9 protein-coding genes are annotated in these 13,345 nt (G+C 42.0%); 3 read left to right on the top strand and 6 right to left on the bottom strand.

The genetic code is table 11. The features are described from left to right. Nucleotides 1–11 precede the first annotated feature (11 nt). A complete protein-coding gene (locus QT974_RS02125; RefSeq protein WP_333466878.1) occupies nt 12–3,536 on the bottom strand; it encodes a tetratricopeptide repeat protein in 3,525 nt (1,174 codons plus the stop codon). A 522-nt stretch (nt 3,537–4,058) separates the two neighbouring features. On the opposite strand from QT974_RS02125, the gene QT974_RS02120 reads away from it, so the two are divergent. Next, complete coding sequence (locus tag QT974_RS02120) at nt 4,059–5,219, top strand: glycosyltransferase family 4 protein (RefSeq protein WP_333466877.1); 1,161 nt, start codon at nt 4,059–4,061, stop codon at nt 5,217–5,219. On the opposite strand, the gene QT974_RS02115 is transcribed toward QT974_RS02120, so the two are convergent. Both QT974_RS02115 and QT974_RS02110 read right to left on the bottom strand, forming a co-directional pair. Beyond that, on the bottom strand, nt 5,214–9,254 hold the full coding sequence (locus QT974_RS02115) for a glycosyltransferase (protein ID WP_333466876.1): 4,041 nt from the start codon (nt 9,252–9,254) through the stop codon (nt 5,214–5,216). The genes QT974_RS02120 and QT974_RS02115 overlap by 6 nt on opposite strands. 94 nt (nt 9,255–9,348) lie before the next feature. Beyond that, complete coding sequence (locus QT974_RS02110; RefSeq protein ID WP_333466875.1) at nt 9,349–9,747, bottom strand: tetratricopeptide repeat protein; 399 nt, start codon at nt 9,745–9,747, stop codon at nt 9,349–9,351. A 332-nt stretch (nt 9,748–10,079) separates the two neighbouring features. On the opposite strand from QT974_RS02110, the gene QT974_RS02105 reads away from it, so the two are divergent. Together QT974_RS02105 and QT974_RS02100 are read left to right on the top strand one after the other, a co-directional pair. Further along, the gene (locus tag QT974_RS02105; RefSeq protein WP_333466874.1) at nt 10,080–10,310 is read left to right on the top strand and encodes a hypothetical protein; all 231 of its coding nucleotides are present in this window, start codon (nt 10,080–10,082) and stop codon (nt 10,308–10,310) included. Next, nucleotides 10,303–10,737: a hypothetical protein gene (locus QT974_RS02100; protein ID WP_333466873.1), complete on the top strand. Its 435-nt coding sequence runs from the start codon at nt 10,303–10,305 to the stop codon at nt 10,735–10,737. The genes QT974_RS02105 and QT974_RS02100 overlap by 8 nt, the downstream gene beginning before the upstream one ends. 63 nt (nt 10,738–10,800) lie before the next feature. On the opposite strand, the gene QT974_RS02095 is transcribed toward QT974_RS02100, so the two are convergent. From QT974_RS02095 to QT974_RS02085, 3 genes are all read right to left on the bottom strand, one after another. Beyond that, nucleotides 10,801–11,553: a Uma2 family endonuclease gene (locus QT974_RS02095; RefSeq protein ID WP_333466872.1), complete on the bottom strand. Its 753-nt coding sequence runs from the start codon at nt 11,551–11,553 to the stop codon at nt 10,801–10,803. Between the two features lie 195 nt (nt 11,554–11,748). After that, the gene (locus tag QT974_RS02090) at nt 11,749–12,336 is read right to left on the bottom strand and encodes a Uma2 family endonuclease (protein ID WP_333466871.1); all 588 of its coding nucleotides are present in this window, start codon (nt 12,334–12,336) and stop codon (nt 11,749–11,751) included. Between the two features lie 37 nt (nt 12,337–12,373). Next, nucleotides 12,374–13,135 (bottom strand): Uma2 family endonuclease, encoded by a 762-nt coding sequence (locus tag QT974_RS02085; protein ID WP_333466870.1) that lies wholly within the window; start codon nt 13,133–13,135, stop codon nt 12,374–12,376. Nucleotides 13,136–13,345 lie beyond the last annotated feature (210 nt).

Here is a 13,345-nt window from a genome sequence, read left to right as displayed (position 1 = left end):
TTAAACACTTGCTATTTGTACCCTACGACGACAATATTGAAATTTTCTCGGCATACCTGTAGGTCGCGGAAACCTGCTTCCTGCATTTTGTCTCCAATACTCTCGGCTGTAAAGCCTGTGCGATGAGCCATGTAGGGCTCATCGGGAATCAATGTACCCAGACCGTAGAACATCATAATTGCTGGTACTGGGCCTGCAGGAGAAATATACAAAGGTGTTTTTTCCATGTCACCACGAGCCACATACTCTGCTGCCACCTGCATATCTGGCACAACAATCAAAGCAAAACCACCCAGCTTTAACACGCGCTTAAATTCTGCTAATGCGATCGGCACTTGATAATGATAAATATGCTCGAGGTTGTGGGATGAGTATACAGCATCAACTGACTCGTTAGGTACAGCACTCATCTCTGTGATTGAGCCGATGATATCTGGCCTCACAGCAGGGTCGATATCTAGTCGCAGTTCTTGCCATTCCTCGGTGCAGAAAGTTTCAGGTAAATTACCTGGGGTCTCAGGCCCGCACCCAACATGGAGTACAGTCTTTGTTGCTGAGATATTTGGCAAGGTTAACGTTGTACTTTCTTGTTGCTTTAGCCTTTCTTGCACAACTTGTTCGTAGAATTGCTCTAGAGCCTTAACACAAGTTTTGTCTTCAAACAGATCAGCATGACGCTCATTCATCTGGTGGGAAATCTCTCGCCGCCATTCGGGGTCTAATCCTAACCTGACGGCAATCTCAATATATTCAGCTTCATTTTGAGCAATGGTATCAGTTACGCCTAGCATTTTGAGAATTCCATAGGATTGGCGCCCCCGCATGAATTGTCCGGGACAGGTGACAATCGGTAAATTGCAGGCAACTGCATCGAAGCTAGTGTGACCGCCAGAAAAGCTTAGAGTATCTAGAAATACATCTGAATTTAATAGAAGGCTGGTGTAGCCATCCCAGTTTTGAGCAGGCAAAAATACACAATAATCTTCGCTATTCAATTGTGCGGCTGTAAAGGCTTTGTGTAAGCGCTGGCGGAATTTATTTTCTACAGTTTTACTTGAATTAAGAAAAATTTTGGATCTAAAGACAAATACAAACTGAGCTTTCGGAACATAGCGAGCAATTTCCACAAACAGGTAGTCGTACTGCGGTAGATATTTAAAACCAGATTGACAAGAGAGATAAATAACTGCATCATCAGCAAGTTGAAAATCAGCCCGAGTTTTAGTTATTTCTCGAATCAAGGGCTTGGGATAGGAAATTCCCAGATTAGGCAAGCGAACTAGGTGTTCAGTATAGTGTTCTTGAGCATTTTCCGGTTCTAGTAAGTTTCCGGACAAAAAGTAATCAATGGTTGGCAGTCCAGTCGTAACGGGGTGCCCCCAGGCAGCACATTGAATGGGAGCTAAACACAGTGATGCTAATTGGGTTGTATGTGGGTGCAGACCGATTGCTAAAAAGACTAAGATGTGCAACTGGTCTTTAATTATCTGCTCACTTATGGCTTCTAAGTTGTCAGGTAGATCGTAGAAAAAATCGGTGAGCGTCCTAATTTTTTGAGTAGTGCTATCGCTATCCAAATAAGAGCTTGTCCGGTAGCAATAAATTTCAAACTTATCTTTGTTGCTCTCTTGCAGCCAGCCTAACATCCATTTAGCTGCACTTGAGTTACCAAGCTGTTCAGATAGATAACCTATACGGATTTTGCCATGTTCTCCAACAGGTGGCATCCGTCTTGGAGCTACCAATGACCGATAGTTAGCCGACACGACTTTATGAAGAAAATCGCCATACTGTTTATGCAAGTCTCGGTTGTTATAATCTTGAAAAGATAAGTAAAAAATTGTAGTATACTTCCTGACGGCAGCCAAAGCGCTTTTTTTGGCTTCAAAACTATCTAAATTAGTGCGTTGAATTACATCTTGCAGGCCTTGGATATATTGCTGGCGGTAAAAGGTTATTTCTTCAGGAGTATCATAACATATCGGCAATAATAGTTTATTTAGGAAATAAAATAGCAAATTATCTGGGTGTATAATAACTGCTTGACTGGCAACAGCGATCGCTTCTTGAGTGCGACCGCTTGTCTGGAGCAATGAAATTGCTGCAAAATACAAGCCAGCTACGTCTGGATAACGCTTGAGACCCTCGTTAAGAATGCTTAGACTTTCTTCTTCCTGATTCAATTCACTTAAACAATCGCCAAGGGCAAGATAATCAGCAGGCTCTACGCCTTGATTAATTTCTAATACCTGTTTAAAATATCTAACTGCTTCTTCAAAATGCCTTTGACGGTAGCAAGAATAAGCTAAGTAACTCAAGGATAAAGCCCGTTCGCCTCTAGCTTCATGAGCTAAAGCCAGATTGTTCATAATATCTGGATCGCGAGGCTTTAGATCGAGAGCTTTTTCATAAGTTTCGATCGCTTTATCCCATTGCTGAGTAGCCATCAGCGCATTCCCTAAATTTTGGTGGCTGCTAAAATTATTGGGACTTTCTTTAATTGCCTGACGATAAACTGCTTCAGATTCCTGTACCTGTCCAGTTTGCAGTAAAATATTACCGAGATTGTTGTAGGCATCAATATGTTGGGGATTTAGCACGATCGCTTGCCGATAAGCATCTATTGCTTGCTGATAATTTGAAATTGTTTCAAAAACTAAGCCAAAGTTATAATAGAGAGCGGAGTTTGATGGGTCAAGTTCCCTAGATTTCGATAGGGCAGAAAGTGCTTGTTGATATTTTTTTGTTAAGTAGTAAATAATTCCCAAATTCATCCAAGCATGGGCATGATTGCCTTTGTAAAGCAAAAAAGTTTTATACTGTTGCTCAGCTTCAGTATATCGTTGACTGTGAGTTAATAGGGCAGCGTCTTTAAAAAGAAAATTTAGGGCTTTGTCGCGAGTGTTCGCTTGAGGATTTTTGAGGTTATTTTTGAGACTTTTAACCTCAAAATGTTCCACAGTTTTATGGATTATACTAATCTTATTTATATTCCAGCTCAGAATAAATATTCCCTGCCCAAAACTTTGACAAAAATTATTTGGGGTGTCTAAATAAAGTTCTAGCTTACATTGAGGATGGCTGGCTATAAAATCTAATATAGCTTGCTGAGTCTCCTTCTCATGAGTATCTGTTAAAATTAATATGGCTTGGCTTGATAAAAAAGGTTTTACTAATAGTAAAGCTAAGAGCTGAGAGCGATAACTAATATCGGCATCATAGAAAAAAACGCCTATTGTATCCTCCAGGTTGAGTGCTGATAATTCTCTAAAAAAATCTTCAAAATTTTGATGACAAAAATTTATATTATCCTCTAAATTAAATAGCGATAAATTTTCACTCAATTTATCTATATTTTCCCCAAAATCATCAAATTCCGAAAAATCATCTACAGCGTAAGCCATACTATTTGGATGGTCAAGAAGCGCACCAATTAAAGTAGCGCCCCGCAAAGTACCAATCTCACAATAGACTTCCCCTGGCTCCATACATTCTACGGCAAAGTTTAGCAACTGCATAATGTTAGCGGTTGTCATTCCTTCCACTTGGTCTAATACCTGTCTAAATTTCTGAGACTTTGGGCGCACACGTGGAAGGTTCCAGTTATCGTAAAGATTGGGCAAGTGTTCAATAAATTTTTGAAAATCCATAGTAAGGCAATTTCCTTAGTTTAAAAGTGATTTGGTTGCTAATGTTCAACTGGATTATTGGAGAACTTATGGCGTTGGCACAAAGGAACAGTTTTGACTTGCACTCAAACATCGCTCGTCTCTCAATCATTATCCAATACCATTCTATCAGGAAGGCTAGCCAGGAGATTTTTTTACTTAATTTTGCGGATATACTTCCGCAATGCTGTTCGTAGTTTTCATATTATACCAAAATTTTCCTACATCTGCCGAGGCAGGACTTAGGCGAGTTTCCCAGCAATCTATTTAGGCATCATCTTAGCTAGATGGGCTTGGTGATTATTATCCCCTACGGGCCTTGCGTAAGTCGCAACCATATTAAATAATAAACTTTGACTAGCGTGATTTCCATGAGGGAGGATTGGCATTTTGGACAAACTGAGAATTTTGGTTGTTAATAACCTCTTTCCGCCTCAGGTCGTCGGGGGGTACGAGCGGGCGATCGCAGATTATGCCAGACTCTTGTATCATCGCGGTCATACAGTGCTGGTACTAACGGCCAATGTCGAAGGGTTAACTACAAGCTATACAAAAATTGAGTCGGAGCCGATGATGGTTCATCGCAGTTTATCTTTGTGGGGAACTTGGACTGACCAAGGCCCCCAAGATTTTTCGTCGGCGGTAGTGGCAGCTATAGCTGTAGATAATTATCAAATTTTAGAGCAGGAGCTCCAATCCTTTAAACCCAATATTTGCTTAGCGGGCAATATGGATTTCTTGGGTTCGACAGTTTTAGAAAAAATACTGAATAATGGTGTACCCATTGCCCATTATGTGATGAACGGTCACCCGGGATACCCATCAGCATTGACACCCCCTACTGGTTCATATCGTTATATTACTGTTAGTAATTATATAAAAGATATTTTACAACAACAAGGGTATGCGATTGAAAATGCTCAGACTATTTATCCTGGTGCTGATGTTGAGGACTTCTATCAATCAGAACTACCGCCCCGCGAACAACTACGCATCGCCTATGCTAGTTTAGTAATGCACTATAAAGGAGTAGATGTTTTTATCGAGGCTCTTTATTTGCTTCACGAGGCGGGTGTTGATTTTACCGCAACAATTGCGGGAGGCTCCTTAAATCCTCAATTTGTAGAAGCACTTGAAAAATTTGTTGAGTTAGAAGGATTGCAAGAAAAAATTCGTTTTGTAGGACTTTTGTCGAGAGAAGAGCTCAAGGAATTATACCGCACACATAATGTCTGGGTTTTACCATCTCGATTTCAAGAACCTTTCAGCATTGGCTTAATCGAAGCGATGGTTGGCGGGTTGACGATAGTTGCTAGTAACACAGGAGGTTCGCCGGAAGCTGTAGAGCATGGTGAAACTGGGCTAATCTTTGAGTCAGAGAATCCTTTAGATTTGGCAGATAATTTATCTTTCCTGCTTATGAATCCTGAGGAGTGGGAAGTTATTACTCGACGGGGGCAACAACGAGCTTTGTCTGAATTAAGTAGAACTCGTACAATGGATCGACTAGAATCGGTTTTGTATGAAATGGCAGTTCAAGATAATTCATAAACTGGCGATGGGATTATCTTCCCAAACCGGAAGGTTTCCTGCACCAGCTAGTAAAACTGCTTGTTGATTTTCGTTTTCTAAGACAACTCGATAGTTAATACAGGGTAATAAAGCTTTCCACTGGATGGCGCTGAGCTTTCCGATCAGGGTAATTTCTGACTCCTCTACGCCATCTAATTCTTGTTGCATGAGTAAATTCATCACAATATCAGAGACGATTAAGTTAGCATCTATTTCGGAGTTTTCTCTGAGATTACTCGTATCTATCAAGAGAGTTATGCGGTTTTTTTCTGGATGGGTCAAAACCCCCACGATCGCACTTGATAGTTCTGAATAAAGAGTATTTTCTGATTGCTCCCAATCAGGGAAAACAATTAAGTTTAACTCACTCAGTTGTAGAGGCAATAGCGTCGCTTCAATCAAAACTGAACTCACTGTTTCGGCCATTTGCGACCAAGAAAACTTGCTTGCTTGCTCTAAACCAGCAGCAATCAGCGATTCTCGTACATCAGGAATTTGGATGTCGCGAAGTGCGATCGCCATCTCATCAACATCATCATTAACATAGAGTACAGCATCTTTTCCCACTTCAGGTATCGATGCCAGCGGACAAGTAATCACTGGACAACCGCAGGCCATTGCTTCCAGAATCGGCAGACCAAAACCCTCATATTTGGAGGGATAAACTAAAGCCGTAGCCCCAGAATAAGCCACTCTTAATTCTGCATCATCAATATGCGGTAATAGGTGGACATTCGTTTCCGAAACATAAGCTGCAAACTCCTCTTCTAATTCGTCTCCGCCTCCTACACATACTATGGAAAAATTATCTTTATTTTCTAGTTTAGTAAATGCCTGAAAAAATAAGATTCCATTTTTGTAACCGCCTCTCAAACCCACCAGCAGAAAATACGGCTTGACAAGACCATAGTTATTCTTGAATTCATTGATTTCTTGATTATTTGCCTGAGTGAATATACTTTCTACTCCACAATGAGCAACCTCGATCGACTCTCTAGAAATTTCAGGGAAAAATCTTACTAAATCATTTGCTGTGTTATCTGAAATAGCCAGATAACTAGAAGCGTGTCTAATTGCATGATGTTTATCTTGCCAAAGTGGGCGGTTCATATCCCATGCCATCACTTCGGGAACCATGTCATAAGCCATGAATACAGAGGGAGTTGAGATGGGAGTTGTGTAATATGTGGAAATGAACAAGCTTGCCTCTTCTGCGATGCAAATTTGCTCGAGCATTTCGCGATCGGCAGACGGATCGCCAGAGTCAGATAGATAAGGTGGAATTAGGCGATACTGATAACCTGATATTTTTGGCGCAGTGCCGCCGCGATCGAGGATAATAATATGTTGAGCGAAATCTGTTTTTGTCCATTCTTGCAGTAAAGATTTCCAGACGCGAGCAATTCCTGTATCGAATAGCTGGAAAAATACACCGTCAATTATAATTACTGGAGATAGGTGTTGAGGCTTTTGATTTTTTTGAAACCACACTCCTGTGCTATCAATAGTTGTCAGTGAAAATGACTCACATCGCAGTTGTTCAAAGTCATGTACTGCTTTCTTGCAACCTTCCCAATGTCCGTAATCATCGACCTGTATAAAACCATTAGGTACAACAACATCGTAAAGAATCTGGAATATATCCATTGTTGATTCATACCAGTCTCCATCGGCGTGTAGAAAAGCAATCCTGCCTATGTCTGACTTGTATTCAGGGAGTGTCTGAGCAAATAAGCCCTGAACAGGTACAACAATATCTTTAACTTGCAATAATTCACAGATTTTGTCCAAATTTTCAAGAATAGGAGCTTTTAAAGTACCTGCACCCCAGCCTGTTTCATTTGCTGGAATTCCGTTGTGGCGATCGACTTCTGTAGGATCTGGCATTCCTTCAAAAGTATCAAAGGCGTATAGAAGTCTCGGGCGCAAGCTGTAGCGTTGAATAACAACTGCTAAAAGTGCTGCCGCCCCTCCTTTACAAGTTCCACACTCAACAAAATTTCCTGGAATATCGTTCAAACAAACTTGTTTAGCCAGCGAGTAAAGTGAAAATAGTCGCGCTTCACTCAGTAGGGTGTAAGGTCGAACGGCGTTAATAATTTCAATAAATTCATCACTAGGTGAATCTTGTGATAAACCGCTGACAGAGTAGTGGTGCAAATGTTTTGGTAATTTCCAATTGATTTTGGAATCTGGCTGATGTTTAACTGGTTCAATATTCCCCCGCCACGCCACTCCCATAATTTGCATAGTTTGGTAAACTAAAGTTTGCCATCCCTTGTCCCTTAAGTAGTCCAAGCCTTGAGCTACATCAGGGGAAGCTAAATCGTGAAATAAAATCAAAGCGTCTGCTTCTGCTAATTGTTCGCAGGATATCGCATCCTCAAGGGGGCCTGGTGATTCGTGATTGCCATCGATAAAAATCAGCGACCACTTGCGTTGAAATTGAGCTGCTAACTCATCTACTTTTTGAGGACTGCAACCAGCGACCAAATTAACTGAATCAACAATTCCAGCCGCTGTCAAAGAATTGGTGACACTTTCATAGAAATCTGGGAGCGACAATAAAGGATCAACTACATCTAACTGTACTCCTGCTAGTGCTAAATGACAAGCTGACCAACCCAACCAGCAGCCAATCTCTAAAGCTTTTTTACCCTTAAATTTAAGAGCAGTATTGTAAAGAATATGAGCCTCATCTCGACTTAGAAAACCTACTGTTGCTTGTCGCTGGTCTACGTACCAGTTATGGGGTATTTCCCGACGCAGGTAAACCCAAGGTTGAACCGTAGCATCCCCTACTATCATGTTTGGGAAACAATTGTCAGGCTGTACGATATCAAACCCAGGCGATACATAATCTCGGAATGGTAACATAGCACCTTCAATCACTTTTACTGTTTCTTGAATCATTCGTTCTTCTCTAAACATTTGTTCGGCTCGCTGTTGGCAAGCCAAACCAATAGACTGACGTAAATCTGGATTGACCACCCAGTCTTCAATAGTTGTAACTAATTCTCTGATTGTGGCTTGCGAATCTATTTTCGGGTCAGGGAGTAATTTACCAGTATTGCCCAATTCTTCTGGTATGCCACTGACGCCTGTGGCAATTACTGGTAATGCCTTTGCCATTGCTTCCATAACACATAATGGCATTCCCTCTAATTTGGAAGTAAAAACGAAAATATCAGCAGCATCCAGCCACTCTGAAATATTTGATATTTGTCCTAAAAACTTAACTTTATCAGTTATTTCTAGCTGCTGAACTGATTTTTTGAGTTCCTGTTCTAGCTGCGGTTCAAAAATCCCACCGCCGGCCCATACAAAGTAAATTTTAGACCATACTGGCCTTGGTACAAGCTGCCTAATCGCTTCTAATTGATACTGATATCCTTTGCGCTCTTCTATGCGAGCGGCTGTGAAGCAAACTACAGCATCTAAGGGTATACTAAACTCTTGTCGCAGGCGATCGCGATCTGAGAAATTGCGAGGTGTAAAATATTGTGAAGGTCTGCCGTTATAAATAACCTTTCCTTGATATTTAGGAAGCTTGAAGAGCTGGTGCAATAAACCTAAATTATCATGGGAAACTGCAATGACTGACTTAGCTAGAGCGTAGTGATGCGATAGCTGAGCTAAGTAGGCCTGAGGGAATTGCTCTGCTAGATGAGGCTCAACCAGATGCTCAATAATGATATAGGGAATCTCTAGTTGGATGGCAGCTTGCTTTGCTGCCAAATTTGAAAAGGGACAGGAGTTACTGCAAATGATGAGATCCGGTAGATATAATAGGTTGTTTAACGTTTGCTTGAAAAAATCAACTGTGTAATTTTCTAGCCATATGTGCTGAATACCTAACTGTTGTTGAGAAGTGATTAAAAGATTAGATGCTTGGGGTTGTATGCAGGTGATTTGATAACCTAATTTTACTAATCCGCATAAAAGGGAGTGATTGCATTGTGCCGCACCCCCTACTCCTGGATCGTCTGTAGATAACAATATATGTTTAATCATATTGATTGATTTACTATATGAAAAATTTATCGAGATTTTTAGATACTTTTATGAGAAAATATTAGAGGAGATCGCCCCTTATCATCCCCTCACCCTACTTCTTCCCCTTAGCCTGCCCCAAAAGCTGTTTATAATCAGCCCGATCGGGATTTAGCTTCACCAACTTCTCCAAAGGCTCGATCGCCCCCAGCTTATTATTCATCTCCAACCGCACATTTGCCAACCCCTCAAGAGCAGTCTGATTCTGAGGTTCCCGCTGCAAAACCGTCTGATATTCGCGTTCCTGGGCCGCCAGCAGAGACTCCTGAGAAACCACAACAGCAGCCACGGGTTTTTGTCGGTGCTGGCTGCTCAAACCGCTGCTGAACAGGCTCACCATACCAAAAATCGTAGAACCAGCAAAACCAGCCATCGATACAAACGCAAAAATCTGCTTAATTCTATCGCCCTTACGAACCCCACTATCACTAGATTTTTTCTGTATACTTTCCATTGCTAACTCTTGGCGTCGCTGTTTTCCAGGCACTCGCACTCGTACCTATTTATAGATTGCCCAAGTTCGATCGCAAAACGATCGCCCTTCGCCATTTAAAATTTTCGCTGAAAACTACAAACCATATTAAATGATAATTGTCAAGCAACTTCAACCAATTGTCTGGTTCAGAAGCAGGCCGAGCTTGTAACAATCAGTGCTTTGGTCGGAGTGTGTCCAGGACTGAATTATCCTATAATTATACAAATACGCGCCCGGACGCAGTAACGGAAATACTGCATCCAGACGACTTCTCCAAGGTTGTCAAACCAACACAGGGAGCAATATCAATTATGCCAAAAAATCCACGATGGTTGCGCTACGATCCAGATGAAGACAAGTCTCGACACGCAGCAGCAGATCCAGATTGTTGTGAAGAGATGGAACAAAAATATGGTTGGAAACTAATTGAGGTTGAGAAAATTGACGGCCAATTTTTCAAAGTTGATTGTGTTTTTAAAGGTCAAACGGAGTTTCCAGACTGGTACAAAGAACTAGAAAGCAAGGAGGATGAAGATGCGTAAATGGATTGTCTTTAGAGCAGACAAGCGCCAACCTGGTTGGGAAAAACGCAAGCTTGAACACACCCAATGCCTAACCAAGATTTTAGCCGAACACTTTGACTCTTCTAATGACGAAATTCCTGAAGTTGGCTATCGTCCCCCAGAGTTTGTTCGCGTAGAAGCAGAACACGATCCAGATAGACACGGTTACAGCACTCATTACCGCACCAGCGATTGGGAAGTGGCGCGAGTTGAAACTTATACTCCCGATATTCCGATCGGTGAATTTGATATGGTAGTAATCTGCTATTGCCAATATTCGCCCATTGATGCTCCGCTCAAACCCATGCCAGAACGTCAAGTTTCTATCGATTCCTTTAGAGGCGACAAAGAAGCTTATCAACGTTGGTTAGAGTCTCAAAAAAGCAAGGAATACACTGAAGTGTAATGATGTTACCTCAGAACTAAGAGTGCGATCGCCTCGGTAAAGTGCGATCGCACCCCTCCATCTTTAGCCATTATCCTGTGGTAATTCTCCAAATTGCGATCGATAACTAGCTAGCAAAGATTCGAGTTCATTCGCACGTTGACTTTCAGCTTCTGCCCGTTGACTTTCAGCTTCTGCCCGTTGACTTTCAGCTTCTGCCCGTTGCCGTTCAGCTTCTGCCCGTTGCCGTTCCGCTTGCAAAGCTGAAGCCAATTCATCGGGAATCAATAATTTCTCCCCATTATCTTCCCGATAAAATCCAATCAGTTTTCCTTCTATTTCTAGTCGCAATTGCAATACATCGCTGCGACTATCTCTAATTAATTCATACCCATCTTCTCCCAGTCGATACCCGCGCAATTGTTCGGGAATCCATTCACCTCTAGGGTCAAACAACCAATATTCCTGAACTTCTATCCCCTCGTACAAGTCTTTTTTATTAATTATATCTTCCGACTTTGTACCCGGTGATGTCATTTCAAAAATCGCCTTCGGCACTTGACCTTCTTCCCAGATTTTGTAATTATCCCTGCCACCCGGTTCTACATCAAAAATCACCATTACATCAGGTGCTACGCGCAGTTTTGGGAATCCTTGAGCGTAGTACAAATATTGGTTTGCTAAAACAGTAGCTCGACGGTTTGTGAGGTATTGTTTTAAGACTTCTAAAGTGGTTAAAATTGCGTAGAGATGGTCGTAAGTTTCTGCCACTGGTTCTCCATCAGCGCTAGGGTATATGATTTCAGAAGTTTTGAGGGTGGTAACGACTGTTGTCATGGTCGTGCTTCCTGTGAGTTGTAGCTCTATTATAAACTTTTCTGGTGTTAAGCTGGCGCGCATCTAATTTTAACAATCCTGTTTCTGGAAACAACGAGTGGGGTGGACGCGCGAGCCGGCCCCAAAAAATTAAATTTTAATTCCGCAACAGCTTACCAATTCTTCAATGATGCCACATACGCTCAATATTTTTGACTAAGAATTGAGATCGATCGCCCTTTTGAATTCCTTAATTGCTTCTACATGACTCGGCATATTAACACACCTGACGAGTAAAGAAATATCGAGTTCTGGGAGCAATTGAGAACTCGCAATCTGTTCGTATCCTGCCTCTCCCAGAGCATACAGAGACAGTCGGCTGTTTTCCCAAAACCAGACTTCGGGGATTTGCAGGCGTTTGTAAGCCTCTAGCTTATCAATTCCGCCGCTAGTGACGACTACTTCGATCGCTAAATCTGGACGTTCTCTATCAGCACCCAATTCGTAAGATTTGTCTGCTTCACACTTCACTCGTTCCGATTCATTTTCTAAAGTCAACGAACCCGTTGGAGTGAAATCGACTCCTGCTTTCAGCAAATATGTTTCCAGTAAAGCACCAATTCGTTCTTTCCCTATTTCGTGTTTTCTTCCAGGCATTCTCTGAATCTCCAGTATCCCATCTAAAAATGACAGCCGAACTCCGGGAATATCCAGCATCGGTTCTAAGGTTTTGAATTGTTCCCAGCTTAACCCTGGAAATAGCAACGGTCGATCTAATTTTTCTTCTAATGTTGTTGCAGTCATGGCTCTCCTTTATTTCTAATCGAAAATCGATCGACCTTCAAATGGCATCAGGATCGATACCCTGACTTATCAAGTATGCCATTAGGCGATCGGCCCGCTGGCGTTCCTCATCGGCCCGCTGGCGTTCCTGTTCCACTTGTTCTGCACCCCACAGCAACAAATTGCCATTCTCATCCCACCAGCGCAACCAATAACCCCTTCTCTGAGATTTTTCTCCTTCCCAAACCCCCAGAAATAATCCCATTGATTCTATCCAAAATCGGCGATCGGTATCGGGTTCTTCTTGCATTTCGTACTTTCCAGCAACCAAGCGGTATATGTCCAATTCTCCCGATCGCGGGTCAAAAATAACATACAGCGGAACCTGCAAAATTTGCTCATAAAACCGCCACTTTCCGTAAGGATATGTCGGTTTCACAGAATACCCAGTCTCGTCATCATCCTCATATATAAATTCCATCACTATTGCCGGTAATTCTCCCTGTGCATTGGGAGTATAACTGCGACGAATTTCTCCCGGTTCTGGAGGCAATACTGAGGGAACGTACACCCAATCTGGTGCTTTTACAATTATTTTGTTGTTGACTTTGGCGCACAATCCAAAATTGGAAGCTATCAGCATTGAAGGTTGGATAAATCCTGCGATTTCCAAGGATTCTCTAAGGGCTGCTACTAACAGCGGTTGGTCGATGTTTTCCACAGGATCCTCTGGTAAGTTGAAATCCTCTGGCATTTTTTCCCAAGTTACGTTGTACTCGAACGGGATTAGTTTTATTTCTGGTAATGATTTTTCCGTCATTGGTTTTGATTGTTGTGTTGCAATTAATTTTTTGGAGATTCTGAATTTTTGATTGAGAGTTAAGATCGATCGTCTCACCGCTTCAAATTGCATCGGGATCGATACCCTGACTTCTTAAATATGCCGCAAGTCGATCGGCCCGCTGTTGTTCTTGTTCGGCCCGCTGTTGTTCTTGTTCGGCCCGCTGTTGTTCTTGTTCGGCCCGCTGTT

The organism is Microcoleus sp. BM001215392 (assembly GCF_036700185.1).
In the GTDB taxonomy this organism is placed as follows: domain Bacteria; phylum Cyanobacteriota; class Cyanobacteriia; order Cyanobacteriales; family Microcoleaceae; genus Microcoleus.
Note: the sequence above shows the minus strand (reverse complement) of the source record. Positions and strands in the feature narration are given on the sequence as shown.